Annotated in this window: 20 protein-coding genes and 1 pseudogene; 14 read left to right on the top strand and 7 right to left on the bottom strand. The window is 65.8% G+C overall.

Going from position 1 to position 19,616, the window contains the following annotated elements; translation table 11 throughout:
- Position 1 precedes the first annotated feature (1 nt).
- On the top strand, positions 2-3,097 hold the full coding sequence (locus OR16_RS14355) for an efflux RND transporter permease subunit (RefSeq protein WP_006158679.1): 3,096 nt from the start codon (positions 2-4) through the stop codon (positions 3,095-3,097).
- Positions 3,098-3,146: 49 nt separating this feature from the next.
- A complete protein-coding gene (locus OR16_RS14350) occupies positions 3,147-3,329 on the top strand; it encodes a hypothetical protein (protein ID WP_006158678.1) in 183 nt (60 codons plus the stop codon).
- Positions 3,330-3,343: 14 nt separating this feature from the next.
- Here the strand turns inward: OR16_RS14350 and OR16_RS14345 are convergent, their stop codons facing one another.
- Positions 3,344-4,267: a LysR family transcriptional regulator gene (locus tag OR16_RS14345; protein ID WP_050982971.1), complete on the bottom strand. Its 924-nt coding sequence runs from the start codon at positions 4,265-4,267 to the stop codon at positions 3,344-3,346.
- A gap of 156 nt (positions 4,268-4,423) precedes the next feature.
- Between OR16_RS14345 and OR16_RS14340 the strand changes: the two genes are divergently transcribed.
- The 4 genes from OR16_RS14340 (at position 4,424) to OR16_RS14325 (ending at position 7,657) form a co-directional block, all read left to right on the top strand.
- Positions 4,424-5,167 carry an SDR family oxidoreductase gene (locus OR16_RS14340; RefSeq protein ID WP_006158676.1) on the top strand — a complete coding sequence of 248 codons (744 nt, stop codon included), beginning with the start codon at positions 4,424-4,426 and terminating at the stop codon, positions 5,165-5,167.
- A 67-nt stretch (positions 5,168-5,234) separates the two neighbouring features.
- Entirely contained in the window at positions 5,235-6,113 is an 879-nt protein-coding gene (locus OR16_RS14335; RefSeq protein ID WP_006158675.1) for an SDR family NAD(P)-dependent oxidoreductase, read from the top strand.
- Between the two features lie 56 nt (positions 6,114-6,169).
- The gene (locus OR16_RS14330) at positions 6,170-6,736 is read left to right on the top strand and encodes a hypothetical protein (RefSeq protein ID WP_043419740.1); all 567 of its coding nucleotides are present in this window, start codon (positions 6,170-6,172) and stop codon (positions 6,734-6,736) included.
- A gap of 75 nt (positions 6,737-6,811) precedes the next feature.
- On the top strand, positions 6,812-7,657 hold the full coding sequence (locus OR16_RS14325; RefSeq protein WP_006158673.1) for a DUF3047 domain-containing protein: 846 nt from the start codon (positions 6,812-6,814) through the stop codon (positions 7,655-7,657).
- Between the two features lie 46 nt (positions 7,658-7,703).
- Here the strand turns inward: OR16_RS14325 and OR16_RS48235 are convergent.
- From OR16_RS48235 to OR16_RS14305, 5 genes and pseudogenes are all read right to left on the bottom strand, one after another.
- Positions 7,704-7,793 (bottom strand): annotated as a pseudogene (locus OR16_RS48235) (VapC toxin family PIN domain ribonuclease); the annotation flags it as partial.
- A 32-nt stretch (positions 7,794-7,825) separates the two neighbouring features.
- Positions 7,826-8,644 carry a 3-oxoadipate enol-lactonase gene (gene pcaD / locus OR16_RS14320; RefSeq protein WP_006158672.1) on the bottom strand — a complete coding sequence of 273 codons (819 nt, stop codon included), beginning with the start codon at positions 8,642-8,644 and terminating at the stop codon, positions 7,826-7,828.
- Between the two features lie 7 nt (positions 8,645-8,651).
- Complete coding sequence (locus tag OR16_RS14315) at positions 8,652-9,635, bottom strand: tripartite tricarboxylate transporter substrate binding protein (RefSeq protein ID WP_006158671.1); 984 nt, start codon at positions 9,633-9,635, stop codon at positions 8,652-8,654.
- 102 nt (positions 9,636-9,737) lie between these two features.
- The gene (catC, locus tag OR16_RS14310; protein ID WP_006158670.1) at positions 9,738-10,016 is read right to left on the bottom strand and encodes a muconolactone Delta-isomerase; all 279 of its coding nucleotides are present in this window, start codon (positions 10,014-10,016) and stop codon (positions 9,738-9,740) included.
- A 37-nt stretch (positions 10,017-10,053) separates the two neighbouring features.
- Complete coding sequence (locus OR16_RS14305) at positions 10,054-11,175, bottom strand: muconate/chloromuconate family cycloisomerase (RefSeq protein WP_006158669.1); 1,122 nt, start codon at positions 11,173-11,175, stop codon at positions 10,054-10,056.
- A 116-nt stretch (positions 11,176-11,291) separates the two neighbouring features.
- Here OR16_RS14305 and OR16_RS14300 point away from each other — a divergent pair, with 116 nt between their 5' ends.
- On the top strand, positions 11,292-12,206 hold the full coding sequence (locus OR16_RS14300; RefSeq protein ID WP_006158668.1) for a LysR family transcriptional regulator: 915 nt from the start codon (positions 11,292-11,294) through the stop codon (positions 12,204-12,206).
- 204 nt (positions 12,207-12,410) lie between these two features.
- A complete protein-coding gene (locus OR16_RS14295; RefSeq protein ID WP_006158667.1) occupies positions 12,411-12,878 on the top strand; it encodes a hypothetical protein in 468 nt (155 codons plus the stop codon).
- Positions 12,879-12,932: 54 nt separating this feature from the next.
- On the opposite strand, the gene OR16_RS14290 is transcribed toward OR16_RS14295, so the two are convergent.
- Complete coding sequence (locus tag OR16_RS14290) at positions 12,933-13,697, bottom strand: FadR/GntR family transcriptional regulator (protein WP_006158666.1); 765 nt, start codon at positions 13,695-13,697, stop codon at positions 12,933-12,935.
- Positions 13,698-14,061: 364 nt separating this feature from the next.
- On the opposite strand from OR16_RS14290, the gene OR16_RS14285 reads away from it, so the two are divergent.
- The 6 genes from OR16_RS14285 to OR16_RS14260 form a co-directional block, all read left to right on the top strand.
- The gene (locus tag OR16_RS14285) at positions 14,062-15,309 is read left to right on the top strand and encodes a branched-chain amino acid ABC transporter substrate-binding protein (RefSeq protein ID WP_006158665.1); all 1,248 of its coding nucleotides are present in this window, start codon (positions 14,062-14,064) and stop codon (positions 15,307-15,309) included.
- A gap of 104 nt (positions 15,310-15,413) precedes the next feature.
- The gene (locus tag OR16_RS14280) at positions 15,414-16,376 is read left to right on the top strand and encodes a branched-chain amino acid ABC transporter permease (protein WP_006158664.1); all 963 of its coding nucleotides are present in this window, start codon (positions 15,414-15,416) and stop codon (positions 16,374-16,376) included.
- 2 nt (positions 16,377-16,378) lie between these two features.
- Entirely contained in the window at positions 16,379-17,674 is a 1,296-nt protein-coding gene (locus OR16_RS14275) for a branched-chain amino acid ABC transporter permease (protein WP_006158663.1), read from the top strand.
- Positions 17,671-18,429, top strand: a complete 759-nt coding sequence (locus OR16_RS14270; protein ID WP_006158662.1) for an ABC transporter ATP-binding protein — start codon at positions 17,671-17,673, stop codon at positions 18,427-18,429. Before OR16_RS14275 ends, OR16_RS14270 begins: the two co-directional genes overlap by 4 nt.
- 11 nt (positions 18,430-18,440) lie before the next feature.
- Positions 18,441-19,160 (top strand): ABC transporter ATP-binding protein, encoded by a 720-nt coding sequence (locus OR16_RS14265; RefSeq protein WP_006158661.1) that lies wholly within the window; start codon positions 18,441-18,443, stop codon positions 19,158-19,160.
- The coding region (locus tag OR16_RS14260) for an SDR family NAD(P)-dependent oxidoreductase (RefSeq protein WP_006158660.1) at positions 19,157-19,616 on the top strand (460 nt) is incomplete at its 3' end. The genes OR16_RS14265 and OR16_RS14260, both read left to right, overlap by 4 nt.

Genomic DNA, 19,616 nt, shown 5'->3' with positions numbered 1-19,616 from the left:
GATGGTCTTCTCGCCTATCAAGAGCATCCTCAAGCGGCGCCTGGTGATCGTCTTCCTGGCCGTTGGCCTGCTGGCGGCCGGCGTGCTGAGCTTCCTGCAGCTGCCGCTGCAGGCGTACCCAGGCGTGGCGCCGGTCACGGTGCAGGCCATTACGCAATGGCCTGGCCGCAGCACGGTGGAGGTCGAGCAGCAGATCACGATCCCGGTGGAGAACGCGCTGGCCAGCGTGCCGGACGTGCAATCCTTCCGCTCGGTCTCGCTGTTCGGGCTGTCTGTTGTGACCGTCAAGTTCAAGGAGGGCGTGGATAACTTCAAGGCCCGCCAGAACTTCGTCACCTACCTGTCGCAAGCCAGCCTGCCGCCGGGCGTGCAGCCCAACCTGTCGCCGGACGGCGACGCCACCGGCGAGATCCTGCGCTACCGGATCGAGGCCGATGGCATCGACGTGACCACGCTGAAGACCTACCAGGACTACAACGTCTACAAGGAAATCAAGCACGTCCCGGGCGTGGCCGACATCACGGCCTTCGGCGGCAAGGTCAAGCAATACCAGATCGTACCGACGCCCGAGAAGCTGCAGGCCTACGGGCTTTCGCTCAAGCAGGTGGTGGATGCGGTGTCGAACGCCAACGCCAACGCCGGCGGCGGCCTGATGAAGGCCGGCGAGCAGCAGTTCGTAGTGCGCGGCGTGGGCCTGCTGCAAACGCTCGACGACATGCGCAATGTCACCGTCTCGGTGGCAAACGGCGTGCCGGTGCGCGTGCGCGATATTGCCGAGGTGCGGGTGGGCAACACGCCGCGCCTGGGCATGGTGCAGTTCGACCAGCACGACGATATCGTCGAAGGCATCGTGCTGATGAAGCGCGACGAAAACGCCACCGAGGTGCTGGCGCGGGTGCGTGACAAGATCGCCGACATCAACCAGAACGTGCTGCCCAAGGGTATCCAGGTCAAGACCTTCTACGACCGGCAGAACCTGCTCGACATCACCATGGGGACCGTCGAGCACGCGCTGTTCGTCGGCATTTCGCTGGTGCTGATCGTGCTGTTCATCTTCCTGGGCAGCTTCCGCGCCGCGGCGGTGGTGGCAGCGGTGATCCCGCTGGCGCTGTGCGTGTCGTTCATCAACATGGCCCACTTCAAGGTGCCGGCCAACCTGATCTCGCTCGGCGCGATCGACTTCGGGCTGATCGTGGATGCCGCGGTGATCGTGATGGAAAACATCATGCGCCACCTGGAAGAAGGCGAGACCAACGTGGAGGATGGCATCGTCAAGGCCACCAGCGAAGTGCAGCGGGCCATGATCTTCTCCACCGGCATCATCATCGTGGCCTACTCGCCGCTATTCTTCATGGGCGGGGTGGAAGGCATCATTTTCAAGCCGATGGCCTTCACCATGGGCTTCGCGCTGCTGGCCTCGATCGTGCTGGCGCTGACCTTTGTGCCAGCGGTGACATCCTTTGTGTTCCGCGGCTCGCTGCGGCCGCACTCGCCGAAATTCATCGCCATCATCCTGAGCGCCTACAAGCCGCTGCTGCGCAAGCTGCTGAAAAAGCCTGGCCTGGTGTTCCTGGCCGCGTTCATCGGCCTGGCCGGCACGCTGTACAGCTCGCGCTACCTCGGCACCGAGTTCCTGCCCACGCTGGAGGAGAACAACCTGTGGCTGCGCATCACGCTGCCCAACACCGTTGACCTCGACTACTCGGCCTCCGTCGCACGCGACCTGCGCGGCTTCTTCCGCGAGCAGCCCGAGGTGAAAACCGTGTCGGTGCAGATCGGCCGCCCGGACGACGGCACCGACTCAACCGGCGTGTTCAACCAGGAATACGCGCTCTACTTCAAGCCCCCGGCCGACTGGCCAAAGGGTGCCACCAAGCAGCAGGTGGTGGAGCGTTTGTCCAAGCACCTGGATCGAATCCCGGGCATCGAGTACAACTTCTCGCAGTACATCCAGGACAACGTCAACGAGGCACTATCCGGGGTCAAGGGCGAGAACTCCGTGAAGATCTACGGCTCCGACCTGGTGACGCTGCAGGACAAGGCCAAGGAGGTCGAGTCCATCCTGAAGAAGGTGCCGGGCCTGGCTGACGTGGGCATCTTCAAGGAGCTCGGCCAGCCCACGCTGAACATCACGGTCGATCGCGAGAAGAGCGCGCGCTTCGGCATGAATGTGAGCGACATCCAGTCCGCCGTGCAGTTCGCGATCGGCGGCGATGCGGTGACCAACGTCCTGGAAGGCGAGAAGACCTTCGGCCTGTCGGTGCGGCTCAACGACCAGGCGCGCAACAACCCGGATGTCATCAACCGCTTGCTGGTGGATACGCCGGACGGCCAGCGCATTCCGCTGTCGATGGTGGCCAAGGTGGAAGCTACCGACGGGCCGTTCTTCGTCTACCGCGAGACCGGCAAGCGCTATATCGCCATCAAGTTCGGTGTGCGCGGGCGCGACCTGGGCAGCGCGGTGGCCGAGGCGCAGGACAAGGTGGGCAAGGCGATGACGCTGCCGGCGGGCTACAGCATTTTCTGGGATGGCCAGTTCAACCAGATGAAGATCGCGCAGAAGAAGCTGGCGGTGATCGTGCCGCTGACCATCCTGGTGATCTTCCTGCTGCTGTACAGCACCTTCGGCAACTTCAAGGATGCGCTGATGGTGGTGCTGAACGTGCCGTTCGCCGCCATCGGTGGTTTGCTGGCGCTGCATATCGCGGGAGAGACCTTATCGATCTCGGCGGGCATCGGGTTCTTGTCGCTGTTCGGCATCGCGATCCAGGACGGGGTGATCCTGATCTCCTACGTCAACCGGCTGGCGCAGTCCGAGAATCTGCATGCAGCCGTGGTCGAGGGCGCGGCGCTGCGCCTGCGCCCGGTGGTGATGACGGCCATGCTGGCGGGCCTGGGCCTGCTGCCGGCGGCGCTGTCGCACGGCATCGGCTCGGAAGCGCAGCGGCCGCTGGCGCTGGTGATCGTGGGCGGCATGGTGACCACTACGCTGCTCACGCTGCTGGTGCTGCCGGTGGTGTTCTCCTGGGTCAACCGCCATCGGGGGCGCAAGGGCGGCCCGGACGCGGCCTCGCTGACGCCGGCCGAAGGCATTTGAACCGGAATCTGGTCCGGAAGCTGAACCGGCCACGCAATGGGAGTCAATCATGAGCATGCGAAAAAATGCACCGGCGGCACTGCTCGCCATCCTGCTTTGCGCCGGCGTCGGGGTAGCCGGCGCCGCGTCGCGGAAGTCGTCGGCCAGCGGCAAGGGGCAGTCGGCGCAGTCAGGGCAATCCGCCAGGCAGTCCAGCCGGAACTCGGTGCTGCCGTCCAACGTGCGGAAATAACTGGCCGGCGCGCCTCAGGCGCCGATGGGAATCAAGCCCTGGTTCCCATCGGCGCCTGCCTCGAACACTTCGCGCAACCACTGCACGAACACCCGCACCCGCATTGATAGCTGGCGGTGCTGCGAATACAGCACCGAGACCGGCATCGGCGGCGGCGGCAGGTCCGCCAGCACGACCTGCAAGCGGCCCTCCCGCAGCTCCCTTGCCACGCGATAGCGCGGCACCTGGACCAGCCCCAGCCCGGCCACTGAGGCACCGGTGTAGAGATCGGCGCCAGTGACCGAAATAGAGGCCGCCAGTTGCACGGCCGTCACGCGGCCAGCTACCGTAAATTCCAGCGGCACCGCTTTGCCGGTGCCGCTGGAGATGTAGTTGACCGCGCGATGCGCCGACAACGCATCAAGATCCGCCGGTTCGCCATGGCGGGCCAGGTAGGCCGGACTGGCCACGGTCACCTGCTCCAGCAGCGCAACCCGGCGCCCCACCATCGACGAATCCTGCAGGTTGCCCGCGCGCAGCACGCAATCGATGCCCTCGCGCACCAGGTCGACCAGCCGGTCGTCCTCACCGATATGGATTTCCAGCTCAGGGTAGAGCGCCAGGAAATCCGGTAGCGCCGGCACCACGAAATGCCGGGCCAGCGTGCCCTGCAGGTTCACGCGCAGCAGGCCCTTGGGCGCGGTATCCCTGAATGACCCCTCCGCTTCTTCCAGGTCGGCTATCAGGCGCACGCAGCGCCGGTAGTGCGCTTCGCCGTCGTGTGTCAGCCGCACCGTGCGGGTGGTGCGCTCCAGCAGCCGGGCGCCAAGCCGCTGTTCCATGCGCTTGATCAGGTTGGTGATCGTGGCGCGCGGGATCCGCAGGTCCTCGGAGGCCTGGGTAAAGCTCTGGCGCTCGGCAATGCGCACGAAGGCCTGCATTTCCTGGAATCGGTCCATGCGTAGCTGAGCGGGGCCAGAGTGGGCAATGAAAGACCCAAGGCGCCCTATTGTTAAAGTAAATGGAGCAATGATATCAAATCTCCACCAATTATCTTTACGTAGGAATGGTCCATTATCCGTTTCACCAACCCTCCACCTGAAAGGAAACGGATCATGCGCAACGCCAACCCCACCCAAGTCGCCATCGTCACCGGCGCATCCCGCGGCATCGGTGCCGCCGTTGCCAGGCGCCTGGCGCAGGACGGCTTCGCCGTCGCCATCAACTACGCGGCCGGCGCGGCCCAGGGCGACGCCCTCGTGGCCGAACTGAAGGCGGCCGGCGCATCGGCCATCGCGGTGCAAGCCGATGTGTCCAAGGCCGGCGATGTGCGCCGCCTGTTCGAGATCACCGAGCAGCAACTGGGCAAGGTAGACGTGCTGGTCAACAACGCCGGCGTGCTCAAGACGGTGCCGCTGGCCGATACGAGCGACGCGCTCTACGACCAGACTTTCGACATCAATGTGCGCGGCACCTTCAACACCCTGCGCGAAGCCGCCGCGCGGCTTGCCGACGGCGGGCGCATCGTCAACTTCTCCAGCACCACGCTGGCGCTGAACATGCCCGGCTATGCCGTCTACAACGCCACCAAGGCAGCGGTGGAAGCGTTCACGCACGTGTTCGCCAAGGAACTGCGTGGCCGCAACATCACGGTCAATGCGGTGGCCCCCGGCCCGATCGCTACCTCGCTGTTTCTCGACGGCAAGACCGAAGAGCAGATCCAGGCCTTCGCCAAGATGCCCCCGCTGCAACGCCTGGGCCAGCCGGAAGACATCGCCTGCGTCGTCGCCTTCCTCGCCGGCCCCGATGCCGGCTGGGTCAACGGCCAGATCCTGCGCGCCAACGGCGGCGTGGCCTGATCGCTTGCACAACGCGTCACCAAGCATCACCACGTGTCACCAGGCGCAACGTAAAAGGGGAATCACCATGCAAAGCACCAATCAACAAGTCATTGTCGTCACCGGCGCTGGCTCGGGCATCGGCAAACTGAGCGCGCAGGCGCTGGCTGACGCTGGTCACATCGTGTACGCGACCATGCGCGATGTGGACGGCCGCAACCGCGAGCGCGCGGACGAACTCCACGCGCTCGCCAGATCCAGGAACATCCAGCTGCATCCGCTTGAGCTCGATGTGCTGTCGCAGGAATCGGCCGACGCCGCCGCGGCAGCCGTCGTCCGCGCACAAGGCCGCATCGACGTAGTGATGCAGAACGCCGGGCACCTGGTTGAAGAGATGATGCGCGTGTTCGACACCAACCTGTTCGGCGCCCAGCGCGTGAACCGCGCGACGCTACCTTACCTGCGCAAGCAGGAAGCCGGGCTGATGCTGTGGATCAGCAGCACCACCACCAGGGGCGGATTCCCCCCGTTCATGGGGCCGTACGGCGCGGCCAAGGCGGCCATGGATTCGCTGGCGGTCACGCTTGCCTACGAGATCGCACGCTTTGGCATCGAAACCTCGATCGTGGTGCCGGGCGCGTTCACCCGCGGCACCGCGCACTTCCCTAGCGCCGGCAAGCCGGCGGATGCCGCCACCGCCGCAGCCTACAGCCGCTATGACGGGGTGATGGACCAGATCGGCGAGCGCCTGAGCGCGCTGACGCCGCACGACGCCGACCCGAAGGCCGTGGCCGATGAGATTGTGCGGATCGTGGGCCTGTCCGCCGGCACCCGCCCGATGCGCTCGGTGATCGATTTTGTGGGCGATGGCGCGCGCGAGGCGCTGGAAGTCTCGGAGCGCGTGCGGATCGAGTTTGCCAAGCGCATCGGCATGGAAGACCTGCTGCAGGCCAAGGTCACACGTTAATCACCCCGCATCAGGCACGGGCCCAGCGCGGCCCTTGCTCACCGGCAGGAACGACAATGAAACGATGGATCCAACTCGCGTGCGCCGCGTTGCTGCCGGCTGTCCTCGCCGCTTGCGAGGCGCAACCGGCGCAACCGGCGCGGCATGGCGATGCCGCTATCGCCCAGGGCAAACCCATGAAAGCCTCCAAGACTTATCTCTACCTGCTGAGGAAGACCCCGTTTTTCACCAGCCTGAACACCTCGCAACTGCGCTGGACCATCGATCATTCTCGCGAATGGGAGGTGGAGCGCGGCACCGTCATCACCCAATGCGCGGGCGCGAGCGCCGCCGATGCCTGGGTACTGCTCGACGGCGGCTGGCAACTCGAACACGAAGGCCGCGCCTATCCCGCCGGCCATGCCGATCCCGGCAAGTGGTTCAGCGCGCGCCAGGCCAGCGGCACCTGCCGCCTGGTGGCGACCGGGCATGGCTACGTGATGCAGATCGCCCGAGCCGAGTTCGACGCGATGCTGGCCCAGGGCTTTGCCTTTGACAAGCATCTGGACGCCGGCTGCCGCTACTACGCCGAGATCTTCGGCAACGCGCCGGCCGGCGCGCAAGGCCCGCTGGCAGCGCCCTAGGCCGCTGCCGCGAACGGCAACACGCCGCACATGCAAAGGCCCGGGCCGCTGCCTACAATGGAGACCATAAGAACAATGACGGCGACCATCGAGCAAGCGATCATGACTTTCCATCTGGCTTTGACGCATTCCGCCCGCTCGGTGGCACCTCGCGCGCACGTGCTGGCCGCCCTGCTGGCCTGCGGCCTGCTGCTGGCGCACGCCACGCCGGCCGGGGCGCAGGCATCGGCAGCACCGGCGCAGGCGGGAGCCCCCACGGCCCCCGGCGCCGCCTTCTCCGCTGGCACGCCCGGCGGCCCGTTGCCGGCCGGCTGGAAGAACCTGCCGGTGGCGCGCGGCAAGGCGTCGACCCACTACAGCCTGGTGACAGACGACCACGCCACGGTGCTCGAAGCCGACGCGTCCGCCTCCGCCTCCGCGCTGATGCACAAGGGCAACAACCTGAACCTGGAGGCGACCCCGCAGGTCAGCTGGCGCTGGAAGGTGGAACACCCGATCGACGAAGCCGACAACAGCGTCGCCGCCAAGGAAGACGCGCCGGCGCGCCTGGTGTTCATGTTCGATGGGGATACGGACAAGCTATCGCTAGGCGAGCGCACCGCCATGAAGCTGGCCAAGACGCTGGCGGGCGAGGAGCTGCCCTACGCCACGCTGATGTACATCTGGTCCAATACCGCGCCGGTCGGCACGGTCGTCGACAACCCCCACACCTCGCGGGTCAAGATGATCGTGGTGTCAGGCGGGCCCGACGCCACCGGCAAGTGGCTCACGTTGAGCCGCAACGTGGAGCAGGACTTCGAGCATGCCTTCAAGGAAAAGCCCGACAAAGTGACCGCCTACGGCCTGCTCACCGATACGGACAACACGGGCGGGAGCGCGCGCGCGTGGTATGGGGATATCCGGTTCGGGGCAGCGAAGTAGCGTCGCGTGCCACGGCAAACGCGGATGGCAATCCGTCGCTTGCCAGTCATTCAAAGGGGTTCAGAACACGCACCCCGGTATCAGCAAAATCGCCAACGTTGCGCGTCGCTACGGTGAGGTCGTGAATCAGCGCCGTCTCGAGCACCCTTGTCGGGCAAGCAACCCGCCTCAGCCTGCCAAGAACCCGCAAACCGCCTGCGCGAACCCCTCAGGCTGCTCCCAGTTCGACAAGTGCGCCCCATCCAGCTCCACGTAGCGCGCACCGGCAATCCCTTGCGCCACCGCGCGGCCTTGCGCCGGCGTGGTGGCCAGGTCGTGCATGCCGGCAATCACCAGCACCGGGCGGGAGACGCGCTGCAGCAGTGCGCGCAGGTCGGCGTCGCGCACGGCGGCGCAATTGGCCGTGTAACCTTCGGCCGATGCGTCCAGCAGCATCTGGCGCACCGGCGCGATGCGCGCAGCGTTGCCGGCCAGCCAGGCGGCGCTGAACCAGCGTGCCAGCACAGCATCGACGATGGCGGCCATGCCCTGGCTGCGCACGGTCTGGATGCGCGTGTCCCAGCCGCTGGCCGGGCCGATGAGAGCGGCGGTATTGGCCAACACGACGCGGTCGAAACGCTCGGGGTGATTGGCCGCCAGCCACATGCCGGTCATGCCGCCCATCGACAGCCCGCAAAAGTGCGCGCGCCCGATGCCGGCGTGATCCATGATGGCGAGCACGTCCTGCCCGAGTTCGGCAAACCCGAAGGGCGCCGCAAGCGAGCCCGATAGCGGCGCCGGCAGGCCCGAGCCGCCATGGCCGCGGGTGTCGTAGCGCAGCACGCGAAAGCGCGATAGCAGGCTATCCATCTGCGGCGCCCACATCTGCAGGTCGGTGCCCATCTGCAGGTCGGTGCCCAGCGAGTTGGACAAGACCAGCACGGGCGCGTCCGGCGCGCCCTCGATCTCATAGTGCAGCGCGATGCCTTGGTGGAATGCGGTGGCCATGGCGTTCTCAGTCGGCGCGGATGCCGCGTTCGCGGATCAGCTTGCCCCATTTGTCGGTTTCAGCGGCGAGGTGCTTGCCCAGTTGCGCGGGCGTGCTGCCGATCGGCTCGGCACCGATGGCGGCCAGGCGGGTACGCACCGACGGCTTGGCCAGCGCGTCAACCATGGCCTGGTTCAGGCGCGCGACCACGGCGGGCGGCGTCTTGGCCGGGACGAAGGCGGCGAACCATGGCGACAGGTCATAGCCCTTGACGCCGGCTTCGGCCAGGGTCGGCACGTTCGGCAGCGTCGACGAGCGCTTGGCGGTGGTCACGGCGATGGGCGTGAGCCTGCCGGAATCGATATGCGGCTTGGCCGAGGTGATGCTGTCGAACATATAGTCGACCTGGCCGCCCAGCAGGTCCGTCATGGCAGGGCCGCTGCCCTTGTAGGGCACGTGGAGCATCTTGACGCCGGTGAGCGAAGTGAACAGCTCGCCGGCCAGGTGAATCGAGGTGCCGTTGCCGGCGGAGGCGTAGGTGTACTTGTCGGGCGTGGCGCGCGCCGCGGCGATCAGGTCGGGCACCGTGGCGGGCAGCTTCTTGGCCTTGCTGGTGACCAGCACGTTAGGCACCACCGCCAGGAGCGAGACCGGCGCGAAATCCTTCACCGGGTCGTAGCTGAGCCGGCCGTACAGCGCCGGATTCACCGCCATGCCGTTGGCCACGATGATCAGCGTATAGCCATCCGCGGGCGAGCGCGCCACCATCTCGGCGCCGATATTGCCGCCGGCGCCGGGGCGGTTTTCCACCACGATGGACTGGCCCAGGCTCCTCGACATTTCCTCGCCCAGCGTGCGGGCGATATTGTCCATCGCGCCCCCCGAGGGGAACGGCACTACCCAGCGGATCGGGTGATCGGGATAGGTGTCGGCGTGGGCGGACGGCAGCACGGCCAGGGGGGCCAGCGCACAGGCGCAGGCGGCCCACGCGCGCAGGAATGGCAAGCGCATCAGAGTCTCCTCCAGTTGGATTCGGAGTTGGTGTTGGGGTTGATGTTGGAACGCGGCCATCGAGGGCCGCGGCGGTATTCAGGGTAACGACGCTCGGCCGGCTTACTTGATCGACGACGGGTGCTTGGCCAGCGGCGTGACATGGATTTCCATGTACGGGAACAACGGCAGGCTGGAGAGCATGGCGTGCAGTTCGTCGTTGGACTCGGCATCGAACACGCTGTAATTGGCGTACTCGCCCACCACGCGCCACAGATGCGGCCACTTGCCCTGGCGCTGCAGGTCCTGCGAGTACGCCTTCTCGCGCGCCTTGATCTCGTCGGCCAGCGCGGCCGGCATGTCCGCGGGCATCTTTACGTCCATTCTCACCAAAAACAGCATGCTTGAATCCTCGGTCTATGTTTGCCTGGGCAGCGCCTCAGGCGGCGCGGCGGTAATGGGCCAGCTTGTCTTCATCCAGTGTCAGGCCAAGCCCCGGGCCAACCGGCAGGTGCAAGGCAAAGTCACGGTACTCGGGGCGTGCCGTCACCACATCATCCTTGAGAAGCAGCGGGCCGAACAGCTCGGTGCCCCAAGCCAGCCGCGGCAGCGTGGCGAAGCCGTGGGCGGCAGCGATGGTGCCCACGCTGCCCTCCAGCATGGTGCCGCCGTACAGCGCGATGCCGGCGGCATCGCCTACCGCCGCCGTGCGCAGCATCTCGAAGATGCCGCCGGATTTGGAGATCTTCAGCGCGAACACGTCCGCGCCGGCGATGCGCGCCAGCTCCATCGCATCCTCGGGACCGCACACGGCCTCATCGGCCATCACCGGCACCACGAAGCGCGCCGCCAGCCGGCCCAGTGCGCCACGCTGCTCGCGCGGCACCGGCTGCTCGACGAGATCGATGCCGGCGGCTTCCAGCATGGCGATGCCGGTGGCGGCATCGGCTTCATTCCAGGCCTGGTTGACGTCCACGGTCACGCGGGCACGGTCGCCCAGCGCGCGCTTGATGGCGGACACATGGGCCACGTCGTCGCGCACGCTGCGACGGCCGATCTTGAGCTTGAAGGTGTTGTGGCGGCGCTCGGCCAGCAGGGTTTCGGCTTCTTCGATATCGCGGCCGGTGTCTCCGCTGGCGAGCGTCCACAGGCAGGCCAGGCTCGGCCGCACCGCGCCGCCCAGCAACGCGGACAGGGGCAGGCCCAGGCGCTTGCCCTGCGCATCGAGCAGCGCGGACTCCAGCGCCGACTTGGCAAAGCGATTTCCCCGTGCCACCGAAGCCAGGCGCTGCATGGCGGCGTGGATATTGCACGCGTCGATGCCGGCCAGTGCGGGCGCCAGATAGGTATCGATGGTCAGCTTGATGCCCTCGGGGCTTTCGTCGCCGTAGCTCAGGCCGCCGATGGTGGTGGCTTCGCCAATCCCCTCGATGCCGTCGCTGCAACGCAGCCGCACGATCACCAGGGTCTGGCGCTGCATGGTGGTCATGGCAAGCTGGTGCGCCCGGATGGTGGGCAGGTCGACCAGGATGGCTTCGACGGAGGTGACGGTTGCTTTCATGCTGGATGTCTGCCAAGTAGGGAATACGTTGAGCAGCAGTATGTGGCTTGACATCCAGGGTGTCCAAGACCGAGTATGTCCCGATCAATACCTTTAAAGTATGAAAGGACGAGGTCATGGAGCTACGCCACCTGCGTTATTTCCAGGCCGTCGCGGCCGAACTCAACTTCACCCGCGCGGCTGAGCGCCTGCATATCGCCCAGCCGCCGCTGTCGCGCCAGATCCGCCAGCTGGAGGACGAAATCGGCACCGTGCTGCTGGACCGCTCTTCGCGCACGGTACGGCTGACCGAGGCTGGCCGCTTCCTGCTGGAGCAATCGCTGCAGCTCAACCAGCGCATCGACGAGATCGTGGAAGGCACGCGGCGCATCGGCCGCAATGAAAAGCGCTGGTTCGGCATCGGCTTCGTGCCGTCGGTGCTCTATGGCTTCCTGCCGGAGTTGATCCGGCTGGTGCGAGGCTCCGACGCGGCGCTGGAGGTGGGCTTGTCGGAGCTGACCACCGTGCAGCAGATGGAAGCGCTGAAAGCCGGCCGCATCGATATCGGCTTCGGCCGCATCGTGCTGGACGACCCGGCCATCACCCGCACCGTGGTGATGGCCGAAACGCTGGTGGCCGCCGTGCCCAGCGGCCACGCGGCGCTCAAGAGCCCGCCCATGACGCCGGCGCAACTGGCGGCCCACCCCTTCGTGCTCTACCCGGCGCGGCCCCGCCCCAGCTATGCCGACCACGTGCTGGCGCTGTTCCGCACGCAGGGCCTGCAGTTGCGCGTGGCGCAGGAGGCCAATGAGCTGCAGACCGCCATCGGCCTCGTGGCCGCGGGACTTGGGATCTGCCTGGTACCGGCATCGGTGCAGCGGCTGCACCGCGACGACGTGGCTTACATGCCGATTGATGCACCCGGCTTTACCTCACCGGTGATGATGAGTTATCGCAGCGACGACAGCTCGGCGCTGCTGGCCGAGGTGGTCAGGCGCGTCGGCGAACTGGCCGGGACACCGCCATCGGCTGATATCCCGCACCGGGCCTGAGAAAAACCAGCGGCATCCCATGATTGGGTGATGCGCAAACGCCGGCCGGTTTGTAGAGTGCACGGATAAAAAAGAGACGGGGAAATCGTGCCATCGATGCGCTCAGGGTCACTATCGGGCCACGCCGTGCCACGGCGCGGCAGCAGGACAGCCAGGCAACGGCCGGGCGGCCTGCTCATTGCGCTGCTAAAAGCGTGCGGGGACATGCTACGCAAGGCCTGGAGCGGCGAGCAAGGTGAGGTAGCACTCACCTTGCTCCACCCGCCCACGGCGCGCAACGCCACCTCCGGCCGGGCGCCGGACTGTGCGCACCGCCTGCAACTCACCTACGCCGACACGCCGCTGACACCCGGCGCGACCCGCATCACCGCCACCGCCGCAGTACTACGGGGCGACGGTACCGACATCACCGCCTCCCTGCCTCCGTCCGCATGGACCTGGCGCCAGGCTTGCGGCCTGTCGATGCGGGCCGGCTATGGCGCGGTCACGGTCGATACCGAGGGCCAGGGGCATGCCGTGTGCGTTAGCCCGCAAGGTGCCAGCGTGTCGCTCTCCGGCACCAGCCGCGCGGCCTGCCAGGCCATGGCTTCGGGGGTGGAAGTGAGCGTCCTGCTCGGCAACGGCGAGCGCTTGAGCCAGCGCTTCCAGCTGGGCCTGGCGGGGTTGGAATAAGTCAGGCAAGCCCGGACGGGACAAGAGCGCGGACTGCCCATCGGCAGCGGCCGGTCATCCCTTCAGGTACATGTTCAGCCGCTTGGCAGCGTTGCGAAGGTGGGTTTCCGCCGCCTCCGCCGCCCGCTCGGGATCGCCCGCCGCGATCGCGTCGTAGATGATCTTGTGCTCTTCCTGCACGGCCTCGACCATGTCCGCGTGATGGCTCTTGGTATTGCTCCTCGCCTGCCGGATCACGCGCCGCGCACCGTGTTCAAGGTGCTCGCTCAACGCCTGGAAGTGCGGGTTGTGGGTAGCCTCGACAATGGCTTGGTGAAAGGCGAAGTCCTCTTCATCGCCCAACCTGTCGTTGGCGATCTCGTACTCCATGCCGATCAGCGCGCGCCGGATCCGCTTGAGGTCTTCGGGCGTACGGCGCATGGCCGCGAACTTGGTGGCCGCCACTTCGATCGTCACCAGCAGCTCCATCACCATCGCCAGCGAGTCCTTCTCGTCGATGGCCACGTCCTGCATGCGAAACGCCTGCCGCTGGCTGCGCTCGGTCACGAACACGCCACTGCCCGCCTTGGGCGCAACCAACCCCTCCGACTTGAGCTGCGACAGGGCCTCGCGCACGACCGCGCGGCTGACCGAGAACTGCTCGCACAGCAGGCGCTCGCTGGGCAGGCGGTCGCCCACGGCGAACTCGCCTGCCTGGATCGCCTGGATCAGGCGCCTGGCGATCTCGTCCGGCAGGTGTTTGGGCTCGGGATGGAACGTGGTTCCCTCCGGGCGCTGCGTGGGCGGCGCCGCTGCGGCACCGGGCACTGTCTTGTTCAATACGGGCTCCCTGGCGCCAAACAGCCTCTGCTGGCGCTCGATCTTTAATTGGTCTTACAGGTCAATGTAGCACGTCTTAGCGCGCAGGAAACGTGTGGAATGTACCAGCACGAAGCGGCACCGGCTCCTATTACTCGCCCGCAAGCCAAGCTCAGCAAGGACAAAATCCCCTCACCCCGTTTCGCGGATACACGTTCGATCGGGCTCTCAGTAGAAACCCTCACTGCCGGCAAGTCGCCGTTGACGATCGCCGTCCATCTCCCTATAGTAAACCTGTCAGACCACTTTTTTAACAGGTCAGACCACTCTGGCAAGCCAGTTTCGGCGCCCGCCAGACGAATCCAACAATAGCCAGGAGACACCCATGAGCGGTAGCCGCATTACCCGTCCTTTGTTCGCAGCCGCGGCACTCTGCATGCTGGCTGGCACGGCATCGGCGGCGCCGGTAAAGATTGCGCTGGTCGAGACGCTGTCTGGCCCGCAAGCATCGACCGGCCTGATGTTCCGCGCGGCGGCGCGCTATGCGATCGACAAGATCAACGCCAGCGGCGGCTGGGGGGGCGAGCCGCTCCAGCTGGTCGAGTACGACAACCAGGGCGGCCCGGCGGGCGCGGCGGACAAGTTGAAGGCGGCCGTTGCCGACGGCGCCCAGATCGTCATGCAAGGCTCGTCTTCGGCCGTGTCCGGCCAGATCACCGAGGACGTGCGCAAGTTCAATCTGCGCAATCCGGGCAAGGAAATCCTCTTCATGAACGTCGGCGGCGAGGCGATGGAGCTGACCGGGGAGAAGTGCCACTTCTACCATTTCAAGTTCGCCACCAATGCGCAGATCCGCGTCAAGGCGCTGGTGGGCGCGATGAAGCCGCTCCATGCGCTGGGCACCCGCGTGTACTCGATCAACCAGAACTACTCCTGGGGTGTCGACATGGAAAAGGCCATTGGCGATTACGCTGGCGCCGGCGGCTACACGGTCGTGGAAAAGACGCTGCATGACGTGAACAAGGTGCAGGATTTCTCGCCCTACGTGGCAAAGATCGCCGCGGCCAAGGCGGACAGCGTGATCACCGGCAACTGGTCCAACGACCTGCTGCTGTTGATGAAGGCCAGCAAGGCTGCCGGCCTGAAGACGCGCTTCGCCACCGTATTCCTCGACCAGCCGGGCAATATCGGCAACGCGGCCGAGGTGGCGCTCGGCCACTATGTCGCCCACCCCTTCAATGCCGAGGCGGGTGGCGCCGAGAGTGAGCGCTTTGCCAACGACTTCAAGGCCAAGCAAGGCCATATGCCCGCCTACATCGAGCCGCAGACGGTATTTGCGGTGGAAATGCTGGGCGAAGCGCTGAAGGCCGTGAAGCCGGAAGGCGGCAAGCTCAACACCAGCGCGCTGGCCAAGGCGCTCGAAAACGCGAAGGTCAAGTCGCCGCTGGGCGAGATGAGCATGCGTGCCGCCGATCACCAGGTGCTGCTGCCGATGGTGGTGTCCGTGGTCGCCAAGGAAGCCAAGTTCAAGGTCGATGGCACCGACATGGGCTTCAAGCCGGTCAAGACCTTCGCCGCCGCCGAGGCCGCTACGCCGGCCCAGGCCAGTTGCAAGATGCAGCGCCCCAGCTGATTCCCCAGCTATTGCCTTAGCAAGACCGGCCAGGTCCGCGCCGCCCGGCGCTGACCTGCCGGGCACGGCCGTGCGCCGTAACGGCTCGTTCCAAGGAAGCCTTCATGGAATACCTCATCGTCTCACTGCTTAACGGCACCATCTACGGCCTGCTGTTGTTCATGGTCTCCGCTGGCCTGACCCTCATCTTCGGCATGATGGGCGTGCTCAACTTTGCCCATGCGTCGTTCTACATGCTGGGCGCCTACTTTGCGATGCTGGGCGCCTACTTTGCCTACACGCTGCAAGGTGCGATCGGCTTCTGGCCTGCCATCGTGGCCTCGCCGATCCTGGTCGGGCTGGTCGGCGTAGCGGTGGAGCGTTTCTTCCTGCGCCGCGTCCATCACCACGGCCACGCACACGAGTTGCTGCTGACCTTTGGCCTGTCTTTCATCATTGCCGAGCTGATCAAGCTGTTCTTCGGCAATTTCCCGGTGGACTACCGCATCCCGTCGTCGCTGGACTTTGCTGCCTTCCACCTGGGCGTGTCCTCGTATCCCTTCTATCGGGTGTTCATGGGCGGCATCGCCGTTGCCATGTTCGCGGTGATCTACCTGATGCTCACGCGCACCAGGGTCGGCATCGTGGTGCGCTCGGCCATCTACAAGCCGCGCATGGCCGAGGCGCTGGGCCACAACGTGCCGCTGGTCTTCATGGGCGTGTTCGGCATCGGCGCGGCACTGGCGGGTCTGGCCGGCGCGGTGGCGGGCGCGTTCTACACCACCAACCCGAACATGGCGCTCGAACTTGGCGTGATGGTCTTCGTGGTGGTGGTGGTGGGCGGCCTGGGCTCGTTGGAGGGCGCCATGCTTGCCTCGCTGCTGATCGGCCTGATTACCTCGTTCTCGGTCGGCATCGACCGCAGCCTGGCAGACCTCTTTGCCGTAGCCGGCGCGCGCGCCTGGGCCGAGGAAGTAGGAGGGCTGATGACCCTGAAGCTCTCCAGCCTGGCCGGGACGATCCCATTCGCGCTGATGCTGCTGATTTTGCTGGTCCGCCCTTCAGGGCTGATGGGCGAGAAGGAGTAACCATGACCAATGTCTCCAGTATTTCCACCACGCAGAAGACACTGCTGCTGCTCGGCGCAGCCACACTGCTCGCATTGCCGCAGGTACTGTCGCAATCGCTGGTCAATGCATCCATCCAGATGCTGATCGCGGTGCTGTTCGCCGCCTCGTTCAACCTGCTCAGCGGCCAGGGCGGCATGCTGTCGTTCGGCCACGCCGCATACTTCGGCATCGGCAGCTTTGCCACCGTGCACGCGATGAACGCCTTCGGCGGCAACGGCCTGTTGCCCACGCCGCTGCTGCCGCTGGCCGGTGGCGCCCTGGGCCTCATCGCCGGTCTTGCCGCCGGCTGGTTTGCCACCAAGCGCGCCGGCGTCTATTTCGCCATGATCACCCTGGCGCTGGCCGAACTGCTGCATTCGCTGGCGCCGCACCTCAAGGGCTGGTTTGGCGGTGAAGCGGGCTTGTCCACGATGCGCATGCCGGCGTGGGGCCTGACCTTTGGCGACAGCAACCAGGTGTACTACCTGACGCTGTTCTGGGTGCTGCTGTCGCTGGCGCTGTTATACCTGTTCACGCTAACCCCGATGGGCCGCCTGACCCTGGGCCTGCGCGAGAACGCCAACCGCCTGCGCTTTCTCGGCTACGACACGCACCGCCTGGGCGTGCTGGTGTTCGCCATCTCGGCCATGTTCGCGGGCATCGCGGGCGCGCTGCAGGCGCTCAACATGGAGGCTGCCAACTACGTGGTGTTCGAGTCATCGGCCTCCGCGGCAGTGGTGCTAAACAGCTATATCGGCGGCGTGAAGCTCTTCCTCGGGCCCGCACTGGGCGCGGCGGTGATGACCTTCTTCGGCTATGCGGTGTCCGACCTGACGCGCTCATGGCTGCTGTACCAGGGCATCGTGTTCGTGCTGGTGATGATGTTCATGCCGACAGGCCTGGCCGGGCTGATCAAGTCCTTCGCCACGCATGGCAAGACCTATGGCCTGCATGCGCTGCTGCCCATTGCGCTGGCATTCGTCATCGGCACGTTGCTGCTCGCAGGCGCCACGGTGTTCACCGTGGAGATGCTGCAGCGCTTCTTCTCGCAAGACTACCGCTCCATGGCTGCCCTGAATGGTGGTGGCTGGCCCGCGATTCCGCTGTTTGGCCGCGAGTGGGATCCCGTCTCGCCGCTGACCTGGCTGGTGCCCGCGGCATTGCTGGTGGCAGGTATCGCCGCGGTGCGCCTGGCCAACGGCCGCTGGCTGCGCCTGAAGGATGCCACCCCCTCTACCGCCACCGCCGCCGCCAACGTCCGGAGGAACCCGGCATGAGCACGCAAGCGATTCTCTCCCTGCGCGGACTGCGCAAATCCTTTGGCGACGTCGACATCATCCGTGGCGTGGACCTCGATCTGGTCAGCGGCGAACGCCACGCGCTGATCGGCCCGAACGGCGCAGGCAAGTCCACGCTGTTCCACCTGATCTCCGGCCGCCTGCCGCTGACCAAAGGCGAGATCGTGCTCAATGGCGAGCCAATCCAGGGCCTGTCGCCGCAGCAGATCAACCATCGCGGCCTGGCGCGCTCATTCCAGATCACCAATATCTTCGCAGGCCTCACCGTTTTCGAGAACCTGCGCCTGGCGGTGATGCAACGCCACGGCCTGCAGTACACGCTGTGGAAGTTCGCCCACAAGCTGCGCGCCGTGCGCGACGAAACCCAGCACCTGCTCGAACAGGTGCGCCTGGCCGAACGCGCGCAAACCATTGCTGGCGAGCTGTCCTACTCGGAACAGCGCTCCCTGGAAATCGCGATGACGCTGGCCTCGGACCCGAAGGTCATCATGCTCGACGAGCCCATGGCCGGCATGTCGCAGGAAGAGACCGACTACACCGCCGCCCTGATCCGCGAGATCGCGCAGGGCCGCACCCTGCTGATCGTGGAGCACGACATGGACGTGGTGTTCTCGCTCAGCGACCGCATCAGCGTGCTGGTCTACGGCGAGATCGTCGCCACCGGCACGCCCGACGAAATCCGCAACAACGCACGCGTCAAGGAAGCCTATCTGGGCGAGGAGGTCACCGTATGAGCGCACAGTCCATGCAATTCGCCGACCCGCTGCTCAGCGTGCAGGGCCTGCACGCGCACTACGGCAAGAGCCATATCCTGCACGGCGTGGATTTCCACGTGGGGCAAGCGGAAGTGGTGAGCCTGCTGGGCCGCAACGGCTCGGGCCGTTCCACCACGCTGAAAGCCATCATGGGCCTGGTCCCGCCGAGCGCTGGCCACATCAGGCTGCGCGGGCGCGATCTCGCCGGCGCGCAATCCTATGCGATTTGCCGCAAAGGCATTGCCTACGTGCCGGAAGAACGCGAGGTCTTCGCCAACCTGAGCGTGGACGAGAACCTGCGCATGGGCGAGCAGCGCGCCACCGAGGGCGCACCCAAATGGACCTTCGAGCAGATGTTCGACTACTTTCCACGCCTGAAGGAACGCCGCAACACCAAGGCTGGCAGCCTGTCCGGCGGCGAGCAGCAAATGCTGACGATGTGCCGCTCGCTGCTGGGCAACCCATTGGTGATCCTGATCGACGAGCCGACCGAAGGCCTCGCGCCCAAGATCGTGGCGGTGGTCGGCGAAGCCATCCAGGACATCCATCGCCGGGGCGTCTCGGTGGTGCTGGTGGAGCAGAAGCTCGCCATCGCGCTGAAGGTATCAACCCGCGTCTGCGTGATGGGCCATGGCCGCATCGTCTTTGAAGGCACGCCCGAACAACTCACTTCCAATACCCAACTTCTGAAGGACTGGTTAGCCGTATGAGCACCTCTTTGCCTATTGGATATCCGAACGCGCAACCGTTCGCGCGCGCCAGCTACCCCGGCCTGGGCGGCAAGGTCGTACTCAACACCGGCGGCGCCAGCGGCATCGGCCGTGCAATGGCGCATGGCTTTGCACGGCATGGCGCGCGGCTGATGCTGCTGGACCTGGATGCGGAAGGACTCGCCAGCGCCAAGGCGGAACTGGAAGCGGCTTACCCGGAAGTGCAGGTCGAAGTCGTGAAGGCTTCGATCACCGATCCCGACGCCGTGGAGCACGCCTGTGCCGCTGCCGAAGCCCGCTTCGGCCGCATCGACATCCTGCTCAACAATGCCGGCATCTCGATGAACAAGCCCTCGCTGGAACTCCTCGCTGGAACTCACGCCGGACGACTGGCGCCGCGCCATCGATATCGACCTCTCCGGCGTGTTCTTCTGTACCCAGGCAGCGGCACGCCGC

Origin of the sequence: Cupriavidus basilensis OR16 (assembly GCF_000243095.1) — a bacterium.
GTDB lineage: Bacteria > Pseudomonadota > Gammaproteobacteria > Burkholderiales > Burkholderiaceae > Cupriavidus > Cupriavidus basilensis_D.
This window is presented reverse-complemented; position numbering and strand designations above follow the sequence as displayed.